Genomic DNA, 17,546 nt, shown 5'->3' with positions numbered 1-17,546 from the left:
GAATCGAGCAACGCCCGTGCCTACTCGTATTCGCGCAACAGCTCTTCGATCTTGCGGTTAGCGACCTCCTGCCGTCCATCAAGGCACTTGGCGTAGCGGCTCAGCAGGACCTCCACGCTGTTGCCCGCGCGTTCGGCCACCTCTGTCGGATCTACCCCGGAGTTGAGCCAGGTCGACAGCGCCGAGTGCCGAAGGTCGTACGGTCTGGCGGCGAGCGGTGAGGGGACCGCGGCCGGCGGAAGCGCCAGCGCACGGGCCTCCTGCCACACTCGGTAGTACGTCGAGGAACCGACCACTCCCCCGCGCTCGTTGGTGAACAGCCGTCCGTCCTCCGCAGTGCCGAACGTGTCGAGGTGCTCCCGTAGGAGGGTGACGAGCTGGGGCGGAGCCGGGACGAGCCGAACCTCTTCCGCCGGGCGGTTCTTGAGGCCTCGGTCGTCGTGGGTCTCGCCGGAATCGGTCCACTGCTTCCCGACGCTGGGGCGCGTTCGGTTCAGCAGCAGTGTTCCCCAGCCAGTCTCGGGCATCTTCAGGTCCGCATTCGTGAGGCCGACTGCCTCAGCCGGACGCAAGACGCCGTAATACATGCAGACGAACAGCCCGACGAGCCGGCGGCCACGTGCCCGGCCGTACCCACCGACGTAGGAGACCGCAGTCAGCAAAGAACGGGCCTGCGCCGGATTGGCGACCACCCGAGGGTCAACCTCCCCGACCACCTTCGGCTTCTTCCAACGGATGCTCGCGATCGGGTTCTCTTTGAACTCCCCAAGGTCGACCGCATAGTGCAGCGCGTTGACGAGCGTCCGCCGCTTGCGCCGGACGGTTTCCGCAGCGGCCGCCGTCCCATCAAGCTTCAGCCTGAGGGAATCCAGGACCGCCCTGCCGATCGCAGCGTCCCCGAGGTCTGACAGCGGACGCGATGCCTTGGCCACCCAGTGCAAGGCGTTGGCGACGTCGGGCGGCAAGTCGCGCTTGTCCGGTCCGGGAAGCACAAAAGCCCAGTTGCGCAGCGCCCTCCTGATCAGGTCCTCGGGCGGCTGTCCCGGACGCTCTTCGAGAAGGGCCATCGTAACGGCGGTCAGGGACTCATTGATCCCGTTACGCGTGTTCGGTGCCGCATGCGGCCACTTCATGGCCAAGTACTTGAGGGCGAAGGCGTACCAGGTCATCGAGGCCGCCTTTTCGACCATCGACTCTGGCAGCCCCGTCCCCGTGTCGAACTCTTCGCCAGCGTGTGCGGCCTGGAGAAGTTTCGACCGGTAGTGATCCGCAAGGCCCTTGGTGCGGAACTGTTCGGAGAAGACGTTGCCGGCGACAGTCCAGCGGACGTCATAGGAAGACTTCTTAGTGTTCCTCTTGCGGACGCCCCACACCTTGACGTCGAGTGACTTCATGCCGCCGCCTCCAACTGCCGCAACCACGTGGTGAAATCACTCCGCCAAACGCGCAATTCTCCATTCGGCAGCTTGAAGGCCGTGGGCCCCATCCCAAGCTCGCGCCAGCGGTAGAACGTACGGCGCGAAACCCCGCCCAACTCATCGAGGATCTGCGGGACGGTCATCAGCTCATCTCTCACGTCAGGCTCCTTCCAAGGCGGCAATTTCTTCGCGGGCGGTTTCGCGGTTGAGCTGGATGTCCCGGCGGATGGTGGCGGCGATCCAGGATTCGCCGGGGGTGTGGCCGTGGCCGGCATAGGTCCAGTGGGCGAGGGTCAGGGTGGTTGCCTCCGTGTCGTCCGGGTTGGGTAGGCCGAGGGCTTCGCGTTGTTGGGCTGCGCGGTAGTCGGCGCGGGTCTGGCGTAGGGCGCCGAGGGTGGTGGAGTAGCGGCGGGACTTGGTGGAGAAGTGGCCGCGGAAGCCGAGCATGTGGGCCCAGTCGCGTAGCTTGCGGTCTGGGTAGAGCGGGTGCAGGTCGAGGCAGGCTGCGATGAGCCGGGCGGGGTGCTCGGGGACGTCGAGGAGGACCAGGGCCTCTTTATTGCCGATGCGGCGTTCCACGGTGCCGGTGTTCTCGGCTGCCTTGGTGGCGTACTTGGCGACGTAGGAGGCCACGGCCTGTTCGGTGATCTCCTCGCCGTTTCCGAAGGCGCCGATGGGCTGGACGTCGAGCTGCGTGCCCCAGCGCAGGATGCGGGCGGATTGGTCACCGGCCGGGGGCACGTCGACCGCGACGCGGGCAGCGGCAGCCTTGATCGCGCTGGTGAGGAGGTCGAGGGTGGCCCAGGCCGGGGGCGGCGAGTCGGGTCCCTCCGGGCCGTCGAAGCGGACCACCGCATGGAAGTGCACGGCCCCGCGCTTCTGGTACTCCGCGACCTTGCCGAAGGAGACGCGGGACTGCTCCCGGGCCGCCTTCTGCGTGAGACCGGCCCGCTTGGCGACCTCGCGGCGCAGGTAGATCGTGAAGTACCGCCAGAGCTCCGAGGCGTGGTTGTTCCACAGCACGGCGCCCGCGTAGTCATAGGTGCCCGGGTCGAGCGGCGTGCCCAGTTCCGGCGCGTCCTCGGCGTGATGGGCGCCGCAGCGGCACGGCCGGTTGCCGGGGCGGTTGTGGACCGGGCCGAACGAAGGCGCGGTCAGGGTCGCGAAGACGCGCGGGTGGTCGCGGACGGTGTCCGGGGTGCCCTTGGCGGGGTCTCCGACTAGGCCGGCGCGGATGAGGTGGTAGCGCCCGCGTAGGTCCAGGAGCAGGCGGGGCAGCGGGAGGCGCGGCGGTTGCCGCACGCGATGCGCAGACGGCCGCCGGGTTCGCTGTCGGTGCTGTAGCGGTGAAGGACGCGACCGGAGGCCCGGTCGCGGGTGACGGTCGAGCCTTGCAGGTGGATCGGGTTGGAGCATCCGCCGGTGCGGCGGATCTGGTCCTGTACGCTGTCGAAGCCGGGGGACCCGGCCAGTCTCAGCACGTCGGCGAGGGTGGCCGGCTCCAGGCCCGCCATGGTGGCGGAGTGAGTCACCTCTTGTTCCCCTTGAGGATCGAGCGGACGACGACGGCGCAGACCGCGACCGAGGCGGCGGTGACGGCGACCGCGAGGAGCATGGAGACCAGGACGGCGCCCACGACCAGGACCGCGGCGCCGCCACCGGCGACCAGGGCAAGGGTGCTTCCCGCGGTCAGCTGGACGGAGGGCCGGTGGGCCGGCGGGGCGGACGGAGCCGGGATGTGGGCGGGGGCGTAGGGCACCGGCCGGTAGACGGTCTGCACCGTCGGCGTGGGGGCGGGGGCGGTGTCCTGGGGCGGGTACTTCGGGGTGAACACGTCGGTGGTCCCTTCTGCGGCGGTCAGTCGAGGAGCGTGGCGACGGCAGGTGCGAGGACGCTGTTGGCGACGAGGTAGCCGCCGAGGAGCAGCAGGGCGACCAGCCACCACGGCGGGCGGGCGAGCTGGATGCCGAGGACGGCGACGACGAGCACGGCGAACCAGAGCGGGACGCTCATGGCGGTGGTCTCCTTCTCAGGCCTTGCAGCGGTGGGTGCGGGCGGCGAGTTCGGCGGCGGCGCGGCTGTCGTACTCGGCGGAGAAATCGCAGCGGGGCGCGGTGCAGGCGGCGAGATGGCGGTTGCGGCCTCGGGCGAGGAACGAGGCGACCTGCACGGGACCGAAGCGGCGGACGTTGCGGAAACGCGGGTTCACAGGGGCGGTCCTTTCTCAAAGGTGAGCGGCGACGGAGGCCGTCATGGACGCGGGCAGGCCGAGCCGGGCGCGTACGGCGTCGGGGTCGGCCGGTTGGCCGGTGGTGGCGCGGTGTTCCTCGGCGAGGGCCTGAACGCGGTCGACGAGCGCGGGCGGCAAGGCGACAGCCCGAGGAGCGGGAGCCGGGGCAGGGATCGGGTCCGGGGTGTCATCCGGCGACGGGGCCGGGAGGGCGTCGCGGGGGGACTCGTCGACCGGTGGAGCCGAAGGCGTCTCGGCGTCCCGCTCCGGAGAGACAGCAACCGGAGTTGCCTCGGACGCTCGTGGTTCGTGCGCCAGGAGGGTTCCGCCGAAGAAGGCGACGGCCGGCCACCCGGCCACCACGACCCGCAGCGGGGCGGGAACGTGGTCCAGGTCGAGGAGACCGGCCGTGGCGACGTTGGCGCCGAGGGACGCTGCCAGGGCGACCAGGAACCACAGCCGCGCTCCCCCGGCCGGTTGCCCGGCACGCTGGTGGGCTCGCATGCGGCGCCAGGCGGCGACCAGCAGCAGGTCGACACTGATCGGGTAGGCCCACGCCTTCCAGCCGCCCTGTCCTGCCGCTTCGGCGAGGTCGTGCAGGTGGGCGAAGGACAGGGCGCCCGCGATGACGGCTTGCACGATCACGGCGTCCACGCGGGCGAGGTGGGCACGCATCGGCTCGTCTTCCTTCCGGTTCGAGGCATGGGAGGGGTAGGGACCTGGCGCGAGGCGGACACGCCGACCGTGGGAAGCGAGGGAGGGTTACTCGGTCACCGGGCGCGCGGTGGGCACGGGGGTGACGGGGGCCGTCGTTCCGGCGGGCTCGACGGCGACGGCGGGCCGGAAGGCGTCGAGGCGGGGCAGCTTGGGAACGAGGGCGGAGGTGGCGCGGCAGACGGCCGCAGCTTCCTCGAGGCTGAGGTGCGGGGACTGGATGCGCGACCAACCTCCGGAGGAGTCACCGACGATGGCGACGCCGGGACGCTCGGCAGGGACCGCGGTGGCGGCGAGGGCCGCTTCCGGGGAGACGTCGGCGAGCGCCATGTTCGCCGACGACTCGTCGTTGACGCGGTGGCAGACACGGCCGGTGAGCTGGGCCCGGAGCATGGTGGCGCCCTTGCCGAGTTCGGAGCCGAAGCGCTGCCCGCACACCTCCAGGTAGATGCCGGCCGCGCGGCCGAGCTGGGCGATGCGGATGAGCTTGGTGACCATGGCGTCACGCCGCTTCTCGTCGTCCCGGTTCGCGGCGAGGAAGAGTTCCGCGACCTCGTCGACGACGACCACAACCGGCACCGGCCGCACCTTCTCGGGCAGGCCCCACACGTCCGAGGTGAGGACGCCGAGCAGACGCGGCCCAGGGCGTCAAGGTCGTTCGTACAGTGGCGCGCTCCACCTTGACGCCCTGAACCACGCCCACTCCAAGGTGTGTGGGTCGACGGCGGACGGGATGGGAGCTTGGGCGAGATGTGGTGCGGGCTTTTTACCGGCGACGGGTTTTCTTAGCCCCCGATCGCGCCTCCGAGATTTCTATGGACCTTTTCGTGAGGTAGAGTTGAAACTCTTCCTCGTGCAGTAGATTGGCATATCTTGCGTCCACTTGGAACTTATAAATAAGCAGCATGCGAATATCATTGGCCTCGCTGAGGTCTTTTCTCTGGGACAAAACACCGCCAACTTTAGCGGTGATCGATTGCGCCAAAGAGGGAATTGCATCCGCTGGGGAGAAGACCCTCAGCGCAGTCATGAGGATCTCGGAACTTCGGCGGCCGTCCGTGATCGTGGAATTAAGTTGGCCAGTCTCGAAGAACTCGCACCACTCGACCTGCTGCTCCTGGTGTATGACGGACCCCGAGCGTGCGCAACCCTCCATGAGTGACTCTCGCAGGTCGTTCAGAGATCCGTTCAACGAAAAGGAGACCTCTGTTCCTGGGCTCCTGACCATCCGGTTCATGCCGCGGACGAGGAAAACGTAACCGGCTGGAAGGTGGCTCGCCAGCGCCATGGCGCCGGCAGCGGCTGAGACATCAGCGCGCTCTAGCTCCTCTAGCACCTCCGGCAAGTGCACGTAGCCAGGAGCGATAGCCGACAGGAATGAGCGTGGGACGAGTAGGTGAGAGGCGAACATGTTGGCTTGGCACTCTTGTGAAATGCCGATCGCGTTCGCTTTCTCTGGCACATCCGCCTCAGAATCACTCATCTTCTGTGTGGTGTCGCAGTGGATTGTTTCGACATGCCACGGAAGCAAGACGTGAGCTAGTTCGTGAGCTAGCGTGAAACGCATACGGCGCCGATTCTGGATCTTCTTTAGGAAGATCTTTGGGCGGGCTGAGTCCAAATGAAGTGCGACGCCATCACAGTTGGAGGGCCAGTCGCATTCTTCGACAGATGCGTACATATTCGCGACGCTAGAAATGTCGACTGGTGGAGTCAGGTTAAGGCGTTCGATGAGGGTTGCGGCTAGCCGCTTCTCAGGCGAGTCAGCTTTCAATGCGTCCGGTCTTAATCAGCCATTGCAGGACACTGGAGGCCTCTGCGTCATCCTTTGCTCTGGCAGCGAGAGCGACACTCGACAGGTCGCCCGCCCTCTTTGGGGTGACGCCAGCACGGCGGCCGGCGAAGATGAAGCGTAGAGAGCTCGGCTGCTCTACCCAGAGTGAGTACTCTTCGTCGGTCAATCCCAGGAAGGCAGGGAGCGGCCCAAGATCTTCGGTTGATTCGCGCCACATCTCGACGTAGTCGTCAATGTCCGACAAGAGGGCACCGCCGGACATCACCTGATCCGCATAGGTCGGCTGCATGCTAGACATCGATGCGTCTATCCTTCCTGGGATCCTTGATGCGAACACCGGACTGCGCATCTAGAGCGCCGAGATGGTACCCACGACTGTTGAAGACTTCGATCTCGCCATGCCGTCTAGCGTTGCTTGTCCTTTGACCGCCACCGCATTTCTCCGTTGAAGGCGCCTAGGTACTCCTGATCATCCAGGAAGCAGGGCTTTGGGCGCGGTATGTAGGACAACCCCCGACCCCCCATGATTCGTAGTGCTGGGCCAATCTTAACGCTAATGCGTCCCTGCGGACAGGCTTTTGAGTAGCTCCGTAGAGCCTGCGAGGGCCGAGGTGAGCGGGCAGCAACGTCGTGCAAGGGCGGCAGAGGATGCCAGGCGGCCGAATCAGACGTGTCGCATTACGCGGCAGGAGTCCACTCCTGGGCCGTCCGAGGCCACCCAAGAGGGAAACGACCACTACCGATAGTCATAGAACCACCCCTGACCGGCCGATCGCCAAGCTCGAGCTCCGCCACCGGCTGCGGGCCCGGGCCGAGGACCGAATCCGGGCCGCCCGGGCCATCAGCCAGCGCAACCTGCCCCTGCATACAACCGCCCAGAACAAGGTCTGGCTGGAGATCGCCCCCGACCTGCTGGCCTGTATGTCCATACTTGCCCTCGCCGGCAAGGCCCGACTCTGAGAACCCCGCCGCCTGCGATTCCACCTGTTCTCCGCGGCCACTCAGCACTGACCCTGGACCGGCGGGATCACCACCGCCCTCGAACAGATCCCGCTCCTGGCCAGCCCCGACTGATGAGCAAACTCCCGCCGTCTCGACGACACCCCGCCGGGCCGTGGAACCCGGCGCCCACCCGACGCGACATGAGCAGCCGAGCACCCGCCGAGGCATGGCGGCCCGCGGGGAGCATCAGCCGATAGCTGATCCCAGCCGAGGACTCACTCGGTGAAATCTTTGGCTTCCTCGAGTCCTTCCTGAACGTAGTCCGGAAGCATGGTCTGAGCGGGACCATCAGGAGGCCAAACTCTTACACCGTGCCGAGCAACGAAGTTCAGGGGGATCTTGGGGTTATTGAGGTGAGGACGTGCACCTCCGCCCCGAAGAGCATCGATCTCGATCTGTTTCTTGAGCGCCGATTCCCACTTGGAGAAATACGGCTCTAGATTTCTCGGGTGGATCTCATAAATCGCTTCCGGCGTCGATTGGTCGAAAACCGCAACGATCCAGAGATGCGCCGACCTGTAGCGATCAATATTGTCGAGAGTGAGCGTGTGTTCCGTAGTGATATCAAGCTTCTTCTTGCGCTCACCTCTAAAATTCAACCGCGCAACAGTTTTGATTTCATACTCCCGCCCCAGTGCATCGGTTGCATCATTCCCGACTCGCCCCCCTCCCTTGGTGAGGTTAAACAATTGAAGTAGCAAGAGTTCCTTATAGCCTCCGTCGTCGAACACATTATGAATATGCCGCTCCGAGGCGCTCCTCTGAAGCTGTAGACCAAGTTCGACGATCTTACGGATGTCACCTTGCGGGCGGAGTAGAGCCCCCTGACCTTCCGGGTCTCTCTGCCTCGGGACGGAACGATGATCAGTCACATAGGAACAGTCGCTCGCACCTAGATCAACGTCCACAGACTATAAGTAACATGATGAATACGGAACGCGAGATTCCGACGTTCGAGCGCGTACGGTTGCGTCCCTCGAAGTGGCGTTCGAGCTTCCACCTGATCCGTACGCTGGCCTGGCGCCTGAGTGAGTTCCCAGATGCAAAAGCAGCCACCGGTTGATCTTCGAGTAAGGCGGCCACCCATTTGGAGACGGCGGCCGCCCTTCTGGCTCCTCGAAGCGCCTACTCGGGCTCGACCAGCAGACCCGTCTTTGGGTCGATGCTCCACCCGTCATCCAGCAGCGTTGTCGTCGCCGTGTGCAGGTTGATGTCCGCGACGCTCCATCCCTCCCGAAGCGCGTGGCGGAGCAGCTCCAGGTACAGGTGGCTCGGAGAAGCAGGGCCGGCAGCACCAACCAGCTCACGCGTCGCCGCAGCAACAGCCGCAGCCGTCGGCTTCAGGAACGAAGCCTCGGCATCGTCCTGCGGAACCATCGTCAGGACAAGGTCGAGCGTGGCGACGTGCTCAAAGCCCGAGGCCAGCCCCTTCACAGAGCGCTGCCCCTTGTTGAGGATGGCGATCTTCTCCGGCTCGATGCGCAGGCCGGCTGCTGCGACTGCTCGCTGGACTACTGCCCAGATTTTACCCGAGGAGTTACCGAAGACCATCGAGATGCGCCCGCCGGGCTTTAGGACGCGGCGGCATTGCCTAAGCGACTCCGTCAGCAGCGCCTCGTAGCGGTCCGCCGTGCGCTTCGTGCCGGTGGAGCGATCGATCACCGCTTCCTTGCCGACGTCCGTGAAGCCATCCAACCAGCCCTCCTGGAACAGGGCCATATCCGCGTAGAAGAGGTTCGAACCGAACGGCGGGTCCGTGAATACGTAATCCACGCTCGCGTCCGGCAGGGACAGCTCCGCAGCACTCTCCGTGACGTACTCCGCGGGCACCGTGTCCGCGTCCACGTTGTACGTAAACGCCTGCGTCCGGATCCATTCATCAGCCTTCAGCACGGCGGTCGTCTTGCGCTCGAAGAGCTCGAAGACGTTCCACTCGTAGAAGACCGGAGCGATGTAGTAGTTCTGGTTTGCGGCGTTCAGCGGGCGTTTGTGCGACCACTGGTACCGCTTGCTTGCCCGAGTCAACGTCGCGGTGAACGCGAACAGGAGCTTTTGACTCAGGGCGCGGTCCTCAATCCCACGAATCTCATCGCGCAGGGCCACAAGAGCGCGCAGGTTACGCGGCGAATAGAATGAAGCCACAGTCGTATAGCCGTTCTTGCCCAACGCAGACGCCCGGTACATCTCCCGGTCAGGCGTAATCTCAACGTTTGGGAAGTCCAGACCACCGACGTCGATGCACGGCGCGGAGACCGCCGGCTGCTCACGCTGCTTCGAGGAGCACGCGCAGTTGACGTAGTCGACCACGGGCTCCTCACCCACCCGCTCGAGCTTGCTCGAGATGTGCGCCGAACAATTGGGACAGACCATGTTCGGCTTCGACCACTCCGCGGCCTTGAGCGAGTGGTAGTAGTTCACGGGCTTCTCGCAGTCCGCGCACCTCACCAGAACGCTCCAGACGGTCTTCGCAAGCTGGCCGCTTCCCCTGCACCCACCGCAGGGGACCTCGTAGATCTTGCCGACAGCGTCCTGGGCCCGCTTGATGACGGCTTGCGCCGCTCTGGTGAACTCGTGCCCTTCCACCATGTTTAGGTAATTGGAGCCAATGTGTCGCCCTAGTACAGAGATGTCCGACAGGCGTGCCTTGCGCCCGGTGATCCGCGCCGCGACCCCCGTCATGCCAGACCCCGCGAACGGATCAACCACGACGCCGTTGGGTGGGCAGTAGGCCTCGATGAACGGCGTGATGGCGGGCACAGGGACCTTCGTCAGGTAGGCGTGCGCGAGATAGGCAGGGTCACCACGACCCACCACGATCTCCTCAGCCATACCGCCACTGTTACTCATAGTCTGTAGACCCATCGTCTGCACCGTCCTAGCGTCCCTAGACATCATGACGCAAGCCGCCGACAAGCTCCGCATCCAGCGGCAGCGCGAGGTGTTCGGACACCGTGTGCGCAAATATCGTCTCTCGGCAGGCCTCTCGCAAGAAGAGCTCGCGGAGGCTGCGGGGATCCACCGCACCTACGTCTCTTCACTGGAACGAGGTCAGCGCAACGTAAGCCTTGACAACATCATTGCCCTCGCGCGTGCGCTCAAGGTAGATGCCGCACAACTACTCGAAGGTATTTGATGGGCATCAAGGAAGACGTTGATTTCGCTCGGATCCTGAACATGGGAGCTTCCGACGCTTCGCCAGTAACACAGTGACTCGAACACTGCTCTGCGTCCTGGCGAACCCACCTGTGGGTGAAGGTGCCCGCACTCGCGCTCGAGTCGCACTCGCAGGTGAAATTCTCGGCTACGACGTCGTCACCATCGGCAACCTCTTCGCCATCCCATCGCCTAGCGTCACGGACATCGCCACCCTTGGGGCCGGCCCTGCTGGCTGGATGAAGGCTCGTGTAGGGCTCCAGGCGCAACTGGAGGCCTGCGCAGGTGTGCTGCTCGCTTACGGCGTAGCGGCTCCGACGGGTCCTGCGCGTCATCACTACAAGGGGCAACTGGAGTGGCTTGACAGCGCGCTCTCTGGAGCCTCAGCGCCCCGATACAAGGTTGGAGGGATGCCTAGGCATCCGTCTCGCTGGCAGCGGTGGACGGCCCGACAATACCCACAGCTCGAGTTTCGTGATGCTCTGCGACGTAGCTTCGGGCTTCTGCAGAACCAGCAGCACCATGCCCCTTCGGGGGAGACTGGTGTCGTACTCCAGCCGAACTTCATGCCCTGACCTGCTGGTTGGCGTATCCATGCGTGGAAGCGATGCCTAAAGTCGATGGTTGAAGGCTGAGTCAGAGCCGGGGCTCGCATAAGCCGAGCCCGCGCTAGGCCGGATTCCCAGTGCGCTGGAAGGTGCCACCGCGGAGGGCAAGCAGGCAGCGTGATCCCTGACTGCTGGTGCGGATAACGCGGCTGTGCAGATTGCGTGGATAGGCGACCCACTGTGCAACTACCAGCGTGTGAGCCGGGATTGGCGGGGCGGGTGGTGCCCGTCTGGGATGACAGAGCCCTCCTCGTTTACGTTGAGCAGCAGGTGGGGACGGCTTCCCAACCTGTGAAGGTGCGACAGGCCAAGCCCATCTCGTGAAACGCGTGGATGGCGTCGAGGAGAGTGTCAACGTCGGCCTGCATAAGCGGGGCAGTCAGCGGCGCCATACTCCGCCGGCCTGGGCCGCAACCCCGTCGCACGCTGGCCTGCCGGTGTGCACCGAGTTCCTGGCACCTCGGCTCACAAAGATGCTGCAACGCCTGCCCCGCTGGTCGGGCAGTCTGCTCCCACGCACAGGCTTAACCACCGCACCTCGGCAGTCGGACCGGACGCCGCCGCCAAGAGCGCCAACCCGCGAGCCTGTTCGATCACACAGCACTATCAGGTTGGCCTGACACCCTCAAGCTGCCGCGAAAGCAGGCAGCTTGCGACGGCGCCGCCTCGGGATCAACCAGGACCTACATGTTGATACCAACGCTACCTTGATGATTGTGGAGAAAACGGGCGTCACCAATCAGCCCTATTAAGGGGGCTTCACAGGTTCCGGCTCCCACCATCTACCCCCACGGCAGGCACTGCCCCATTACGAGTGGGGCTCAGACAGGTGCCTGTCCGGACCTGCCCTCAGCCTCAGACGAATACAGGCATTCCATGTACACAGACTGGCTGACAGGATGTAACGTTGTCTCACTTCGCGCAGCATGCTGGTCTGCAGATGCAGCAGGCTACGCGTTTAGGGGCAGGGGCGTTTCAGCGAGCTTGTGAGTCCATGAACATTCGTAACAACGGCGCTCAATCCGACACCACAGTAAGCGGATGACCGCCGTACTGGCCTAGCACCTGTCGCTCGCAGACGTACACAGCTTAGTAGAAATTCACAAGAGGGGGGCCAATACAATGACTATGTTTGAGGAGCTCCGGCAGCTTGCCAGCATTGACCTGTTTGCAGAAAGCCGTAAAGAGGACGCTTTCGTAGGGCGTCCCTTCTACCTCGACTTCGACCGTCTCCGGTTGATGAGCAACGACAAGTGGAAGCAGGGGGTCGGCGGTGTGCCGGCCGGGGCTTTCCTGCTTGCGCTTTACAACGGCGAAGTCGATGTAGATGAAGCCATTCTACTGCGGGTGTTGCGGCCCACCAAGCTTCCCACGGATGACGACATGGTCATGGCCATGGTGGACCATTATAAGGAGACTCCTCGGGACGGTAGCGGCACTCCCTTGGACTCCTATACGCGATCTGAGTTCCAGTTTTCTGGTCTCGAATGCCGCGTAATCGGCACATTCTACCGCGACGACACGCATGTAACGCGATTCGCCGGGGATTTGGATAACTTCTACGCTCCACACAACTACCGGGTCGTCAAGCCCAGCGGAAATATTCTAGAGTATATCGTCAACTTCCGCGAGCAGGGCATTCCCGGCGGCAAGGGTGACGAGCGCATCGGGCGCGTTCGATACAGCTCGAGTATGCGACACCATGCCGGTGACGAGGTCCCGGTGTACGTCTCGGCCTTGGACTTCCTTGGCAAACGGACTGCACTCTTTGGTATGACCCGCACTGGGAAATCAAACTCCGTCAAGAAGATCATCCAAGCTACCGTCGGAATCTCGGAATCCGGGATCAAGATCAAGGATGAACCCATCCTTCCCGTCGGTCAAATTATCTTTGACATCAACGGCGAGTACGCCAACGCCAACCAGCAAGACGATGGCACTGCGATTTTCGAGCAGTACCCGAACGATGTCACGCGCTACAGTGTCCTTGAGAAGCCCGGCTTCAAGGTCATGAAGCTGAACTTCCACCACTCGCTCGTTGAAGGGTACGGACTACTCGCCAGCCTCCTGGCCGATGACAAGAGTACGTACACTCAGGCGTTCTGCTCGATCGACTGGACCGAGCCCGACTCGGGCGACTACGCCGCCGTGACTCGCTACGCCGTTAAGAAGGCGGCTTACCAAGCGTGTCTCAAGGCAGCCGGTTTCGACAACGGGGGCAAGAAGGTTCGCTTCGCGGCGAACCAAGAGATCAAGAGTAGCGGCATTGCAGGCCTGGACGGAATCGACCCGAGCCAGGGCATCTCCCTCGATGAGGCCATCGCCTGGTTCCAGGCCGCCTGGGCGCATTACGACGACCTCAAAGGCCCCTTCCAGGCTTACAAGGCAAAAAAGGGCCGAGACTGGGCGGATGAGGACACCAAGACGCTGATGCGCTTCCTCACCCGCTGCCCAAAGCCAGGGGCTGCTCCCAACGAAGCTGGCTACCGCAAGTTGATCGCGCATCGATCACTGCACACTGACAAGGCAACGGGTTCCTTCGAGGTTGAGATCGTCGACCTCCTGCGCGCAGGGAAGATCGTGATCTTGGACTTGTCTCAGGGTAATCCCGACATTCAGCGCACCTATTCCGACCGCGTCTCTCGCACAATCTTCAACGAAGCGATGGGCCGGTTCATCGACAACGATCTTACCAACTTCATTCAGATGTACTTCGAAGAGGCCCACAATCTCTTCCCTCGCCGGGAGGACAAGGATCTCACCCAAATCTATAATCGCATCGCCAAGGAGGGTCAAAAGCTCCAGCTGGGTTTGTGCTATGCAACACAAGAAGTCAGCTCGATCTCTGGGAGCATTCTAAAGAATACTCAGAACTGGTTCGTGTCACACCTAAATAACCGCGACGAGCTTCGGGAGCTGGACAAGTTCTACGACTTCGAGGACTTCACGGAGAGCCTGCGAAGGACGACCGACAAGGGATTCATTCGACTTAAGACCGACTCGAATACGTTCATCGTGCCCATTCAGGTTGACCCCTTCAAGGTGGCGGGAGTCTGAACATGGCTTACTCCAGCCTTCACGGGCGCAAGCCTATGGAACGTGCCAGCAAGATTTCGCACACCAATATCGTTGCCTCGCAGGAGGTACAGGACCTCCTGGCCGAGTGCAGCATTCCGCGGCCGGCTGACACGCAGACCGTCCAGCAGCTTCTGGCACAGGTACCACTGCCCGAGAAACAGACCATCAAGCACGTCATTGCTGTAGATGGCAGCTTCAGCGAGGCTTTGGTGCGTGATGAGTTTCCCTCAGCCACGGTAACGTTCTTCGCATTCGGCTCGCTGATCTTCAAACTCGATGACCTCCGGCAGCTCGATCAGCAGACGTTCATTGCGCCTGAGGACCTGGCTAAGCTCAAAAAAATCCAGCGTTACCAGTTCGCTCTTCCTACGCGCAACATCTCTCGGAGAGGGCTGGGACTTCAAGACTCGATCCGCTTGACGCTTCACGAGTTCCTTGCACGCCATATAGATGGCGAGTTGTCCCTCTACGACACACTACGCTGGCTGGTCTTCCGGCGTTGGCTGAGCACTCCGGATGCGCGTCGGGTCCTTCGACACTGTCCGAACAAGGACGTTAATCAGTGCACTCGTGAAGAAATCGTGTTGACCCCAGATACTCCATATCAATCGGAGTGCACTAGCTGCGGGGGTCCGATCTACCTGGCCGACGTGCTGCGGCTACACGAACTCGTCGACGACGAGCAGGGGGCCAGCAGCGTTACGTACTATCTCCTCTCCGCGCTGGAAACTCTCGCCTTGGTCAACGTGATCCACGCGTTGTGGGACCTCAAGCCCACCCTTTTGCGCGAGTTTCTCTTCATCAAGGATGGCCCGCTTGCCCTCTTCGGCCAAGTCTTCACTCTGACCGACCCCCTGCGGGACCTGGCGAATTTCCTGGCCTCGTACCCAGACCCAGCGGATAGGAGTAAAGTCCTCCCACTGCTCAACATCGTGGGCCTTGAGAAGAGCGGCGCTTTCGTGGAACACGCGGCACAGATCGAGAAAAGTCTCGACAAGGCGCTTTCGGAAGCCCAGGCTGATGTGGCGGTCTCCGGAGTAGTACTTCCACTTTCCAGCGAGTACATCTACAAATACGTTGTACCAGGGAACCCTGGCGGGACAATCACGTACGGACAGAACACGTACTGGGGCGGAAAGATGATCTTCAAAGCGAAGGACGGGAGTACGTATGTGGCGACCGTACCGACCCTCGGCGGACACAAATCAGCGCCTGAACTGGGGGATTACGTCAACCTCCTAGATGTAATGGCCGGCGTATCGGAGCTCCGCTGCTCGATGTACGACAATGCTTTGATCCCCGTCGCGCTAGCAAACCGGCTTGTTTCGCTCTCGGAGGTGCCGAGCAGTCGCATTCTTGAGAACTTCGCCCGCGGCACCATCCAGAGATAGCACCGAAGGGCATGGCCGCAGACGCCGCTTCCTTTGGCCAGGGAGGCTCGTGGACTATCCGTGGACAAGGTGCTGTCCGCGACCGGGCGTCGAGCCTTCGACCTGGAGCGACAACAGCAACGCCAGGGCCCTCCGGAGCCGTGTGGGCGGGGCCGGGGGCACGTCGCATGGAGTGCCTGAAGACCCCGCCGTCAGCGAGTTCGCTGAGTGCGGGGTCTTCGTGTGTGTGCAGGCGGTGCCCCCGAGGGCCAGCGTGTTTGTCTTGGCGGCCTCGCGGCAAGCCACGGAGCTTCCCCTGCGGGTGGGCGCGGCATCGGCGGCGTCGGTTCGGCCTTGACTCGCCCATCTGGTGCCGCCGTTGCCGGATGGCTCAAGCTGGCCCGCATGGACTGGTTGCCATTGCTCTCCACCCTGGTCGGGGCCGCGATCGGGATCGTCGCTCCTCTCGTCGCCGATCGGAATCGGTGGAAGCGTGAGGATGCCAAGGACGCCCTTCGGCTGCGGCTCGACGTCTACACGCAGTACACGACCACCGTGAAGGTCCTCGGGGAGAACCTGCGGGCCCTGGCCGAGCGAGGGCACGCGTCCGATGACGAGCGGGCGCTTGCGTTGCGCGAAGCCTTTCGGGGGTCCGGCATAGCCATCGCCTCTGAACGGATGTGGCTCATCGCGCCCCAGCCTGTCGTCAATGCCTGCAACCGCGTGTTCCACTGCCTTCGCAGCATCTGCGACGGCTACGCCGACGGCACCGCTGTCAGCAGTCCGGAGGACCGCGCCCGCTGGCAAGCCCGCGGCAAGGCAGCCGCCGAGATGCGCAGGCTCATGCGTGAGGATCTCGGCGTCGGCCCACTCACCGAGCGCCACAGCCCCCTTCTCGGCGACTAGGACAACCCCATGCGCAGCCGCCTCGGGACAGTCAGCGTCCGGCGTGCCGGTCCCCTTTCGCGTCCACGGTGCCGCATACGCTGCCAGGACGTCCGATTCGGCGTCCTTGACAGTGGCTGCGCACATCTGGGAAAGGGTGTGGCATGAAGCCTCCCGGCGTGCACCTGCGAGAAGTCACCGACGACAACCGGGATGCCGTTCGTTCCCTCCGCGTCCGGCGTGATCAGAAGCAGTTCGTCGCCTCCGTGTCCAAATCGCTCAAGCAGGCGGCACAGCACCCGGAGGCCAATCCCTGGTACCGCGCCATGTACGTCGGTGACGAGCCGGTCGGGTTCGTGATGCTGTCATGGAAGCCGCCGGCTGGTCCTTACAAAGGGCGGCACTTCATCTGGCGCCTCCTCGTCGACAAGCGGCACCAGAGGCGAGGGATCGGCCGGGAGACTCTGACGCAGATCGCCGCCCTGGTGCGTGCGGACGGCGCCACCGAGCTGCTGACCAGCTACGATCCCGGCGAGGGTGAACCGTGGCCCTTCTACCAGAAGTTCGGCTTCCGGCCCACCGGGGAGATCGATGACGGAGAGGTCGTACTGCGGCTCGTCTTCCCCACCCGCTGATCACCTGTCCGAGCTCCCTCCGCCTCGGGGTGACAGGAGTCTGGCGCGGGTCTCTCTCATGAAGTCGGGTTCTGACCAGGGGGTGCGTCGGTGGCGGAGGTGGCGTATCTGCCGGTGGGTGTGAGGGCGGAGCAGCCAGCCCCAGGGGGTCAGCTCTCTTCGCATCGCCAACAGGCACAGCTCCTGCTCCGGTTGGTTGTCGTAGGGGAAGTACGCCCTCCCGGACATGTCCGAGTCGGTCGCGACGGGGGGTGTGTTCCAGGCCTCCAGGCGGTGGGGGCCGGCGTGGCGGCGGGTCTGCTGGAACAGGTCGGCGTACGCCTCGCCGACTACGTAGGAATCCATGAGCAGGAGGTTCTGGTGCAGGTTGATCTTCGTGAAGACATCGCTGATCTGCTGGGCCAGCGCCGCCCTGGTCGGGGGGTCTGACGCGGGGCGGCATCTGATCAGGTAGGGGAGGTCTTCGTAGGAGTGGATGACCTGGAGCGCCTCCGCGTACATGCGGCTCTTCTGCTCACGGCGTTTGGCGTGCTGGTTGATCCAGTAGCCCATGAGCGCCACCAGCGCGGTGGTGAGCGCGGCCAGCAGAGTGGCCATCGAGGCAGCATCCATCGTCGCCGGCGCCCGGGCAGGCGCCTCCCCCCTTCGCGCGACCAAG

General features: G+C 63.7%; 17 protein-coding genes and 3 pseudogenes. 6 read left to right on the top strand and 14 right to left on the bottom strand.

Annotated elements, in window-relative coordinates; genetic code table 11:
- Positions 1–20 precede the first annotated feature (20 nt).
- The 11 genes and pseudogenes from ACZ5DC_RS27700 to ACZ5DC_RS27650 form a co-directional block, all read right to left on the bottom strand.
- Complete coding sequence (locus ACZ5DC_RS27700) at positions 21–1,394, bottom strand: tyrosine-type recombinase/integrase (protein WP_468657072.1); 1,374 nt, start codon at positions 1,392–1,394, stop codon at positions 21–23.
- Positions 1,391–1,561 carry a helix-turn-helix transcriptional regulator gene (locus ACZ5DC_RS27695; RefSeq protein ID WP_067237348.1) on the bottom strand — a complete coding sequence of 57 codons (171 nt, stop codon included), beginning with the start codon at positions 1,559–1,561 and terminating at the stop codon, positions 1,391–1,393. Before ACZ5DC_RS27695 ends, ACZ5DC_RS27700 begins: the two co-directional genes overlap by 4 nt.
- A 16-nt stretch (positions 1,562–1,577) precedes the next feature.
- Positions 1,578–2,950: pseudogene (gene repSA / locus ACZ5DC_RS27690) on the bottom strand (replication initiator protein RepSA).
- On the bottom strand, positions 2,947–3,252 hold the full coding sequence (locus tag ACZ5DC_RS27685; RefSeq protein ID WP_402216150.1) for a SpdD protein: 306 nt from the start codon (positions 3,250–3,252) through the stop codon (positions 2,947–2,949). Before ACZ5DC_RS27685 ends, repSA begins: the two are co-directional and overlap by 4 nt.
- Positions 3,253–3,275: 23 nt before the next feature.
- The gene (locus ACZ5DC_RS27680; protein ID WP_168218148.1) at positions 3,276–3,431 is read right to left on the bottom strand and encodes a hypothetical protein; all 156 of its coding nucleotides are present in this window, start codon (positions 3,429–3,431) and stop codon (positions 3,276–3,278) included.
- Between the two features lie 16 nt (positions 3,432–3,447).
- Complete coding sequence (locus tag ACZ5DC_RS27675) at positions 3,448–3,627, bottom strand: mobile element transfer protein (RefSeq protein WP_167795699.1); 180 nt, start codon at positions 3,625–3,627, stop codon at positions 3,448–3,450.
- A 15-nt stretch (positions 3,628–3,642) separates the two neighbouring features.
- The gene (locus ACZ5DC_RS27670) at positions 3,643–4,323 is read right to left on the bottom strand and encodes a DUF2637 domain-containing protein (RefSeq protein WP_468657069.1); all 681 of its coding nucleotides are present in this window, start codon (positions 4,321–4,323) and stop codon (positions 3,643–3,645) included.
- Positions 4,324–4,410: 87 nt separating this feature from the next.
- Positions 4,411–4,986: pseudogene (locus ACZ5DC_RS27665) on the bottom strand (FtsK/SpoIIIE domain-containing protein); the annotation flags it as partial.
- Between the two features lie 142 nt (positions 4,987–5,128).
- The gene (locus ACZ5DC_RS27660; protein ID WP_468657067.1) at positions 5,129–6,043 is read right to left on the bottom strand and encodes an ImmA/IrrE family metallo-endopeptidase; all 915 of its coding nucleotides are present in this window, start codon (positions 6,041–6,043) and stop codon (positions 5,129–5,131) included.
- Between the two features lie 82 nt (positions 6,044–6,125).
- Positions 6,126–6,455 (bottom strand): hypothetical protein, encoded by a 330-nt coding sequence (locus ACZ5DC_RS27655; protein WP_468657065.1) that lies wholly within the window; start codon positions 6,453–6,455, stop codon positions 6,126–6,128.
- Positions 6,448–6,549 carry a colicin E3/pyocin S6 family cytotoxin gene (locus ACZ5DC_RS27650; protein WP_468657203.1) on the bottom strand — a complete coding sequence of 34 codons (102 nt, stop codon included), beginning with the start codon at positions 6,547–6,549 and terminating at the stop codon, positions 6,448–6,450. The genes ACZ5DC_RS27655 and ACZ5DC_RS27650 overlap by 8 nt, the downstream gene beginning before the upstream one ends.
- Before the next feature lie 364 nt (positions 6,550–6,913).
- Here ACZ5DC_RS27650 and ACZ5DC_RS27645 point away from each other — a divergent pair.
- Positions 6,914–7,231 (top strand): annotated as a pseudogene (locus tag ACZ5DC_RS27645) (IS1380 family transposase); the annotation flags it as partial.
- A gap of 143 nt (positions 7,232–7,374) precedes the next feature.
- On the opposite strand, the gene ACZ5DC_RS27640 reads toward ACZ5DC_RS27645, so the two are convergent.
- A complete protein-coding gene (locus ACZ5DC_RS27640; RefSeq protein WP_468657063.1) occupies positions 7,375–8,031 on the bottom strand; it encodes a PDDEXK family nuclease in 657 nt (218 codons plus the stop codon).
- Between the two features lie 253 nt (positions 8,032–8,284).
- On the bottom strand, positions 8,285–9,988 hold the full coding sequence (locus ACZ5DC_RS27635) for a DNA methyltransferase (protein WP_468657061.1): 1,704 nt from the start codon (positions 9,986–9,988) through the stop codon (positions 8,285–8,287).
- Positions 9,989–10,052: 64 nt separating this feature from the next.
- Between ACZ5DC_RS27635 and ACZ5DC_RS27630 the strand changes: the two genes are divergently transcribed.
- From ACZ5DC_RS27630 to ACZ5DC_RS27610, 5 genes are all read left to right on the top strand, one after another.
- The gene (locus ACZ5DC_RS27630) at positions 10,053–10,292 is read left to right on the top strand and encodes a helix-turn-helix domain-containing protein (RefSeq protein WP_468657059.1); all 240 of its coding nucleotides are present in this window, start codon (positions 10,053–10,055) and stop codon (positions 10,290–10,292) included.
- A 1,756-nt stretch (positions 10,293–12,048) separates the two neighbouring features.
- Complete coding sequence (locus ACZ5DC_RS27625) at positions 12,049–13,977, top strand: ATP-binding protein (protein WP_468657057.1); 1,929 nt, start codon at positions 12,049–12,051, stop codon at positions 13,975–13,977.
- Between the two features lie 2 nt (positions 13,978–13,979).
- Positions 13,980–15,389, top strand: a complete 1,410-nt coding sequence (locus tag ACZ5DC_RS27620; protein ID WP_468657055.1) for a hypothetical protein — start codon at positions 13,980–13,982, stop codon at positions 15,387–15,389.
- Between the two features lie 384 nt (positions 15,390–15,773).
- Positions 15,774–16,274 (top strand): hypothetical protein, encoded by a 501-nt coding sequence (locus ACZ5DC_RS27615; protein WP_468657053.1) that lies wholly within the window; start codon positions 15,774–15,776, stop codon positions 16,272–16,274.
- Positions 16,275–16,432: 158 nt separating this feature from the next.
- Complete coding sequence (locus tag ACZ5DC_RS27610; protein WP_468657051.1) at positions 16,433–16,888, top strand: GNAT family N-acetyltransferase; 456 nt, start codon at positions 16,433–16,435, stop codon at positions 16,886–16,888.
- Here the strand turns inward: ACZ5DC_RS27610 and ACZ5DC_RS27605 are convergent, their stop codons facing one another.
- A complete protein-coding gene (locus tag ACZ5DC_RS27605; protein WP_468657049.1) occupies positions 16,889–17,485 on the bottom strand; it encodes a hypothetical protein in 597 nt (198 codons plus the stop codon).
- Positions 17,486–17,546 lie beyond the last annotated feature (61 nt).

This window comes from Streptomyces sp. NPDC031445, assembly GCF_055581365.1.
Note: the sequence above shows the minus strand (reverse complement) of the source record. Positions and strands in the feature narration are given on the sequence as shown.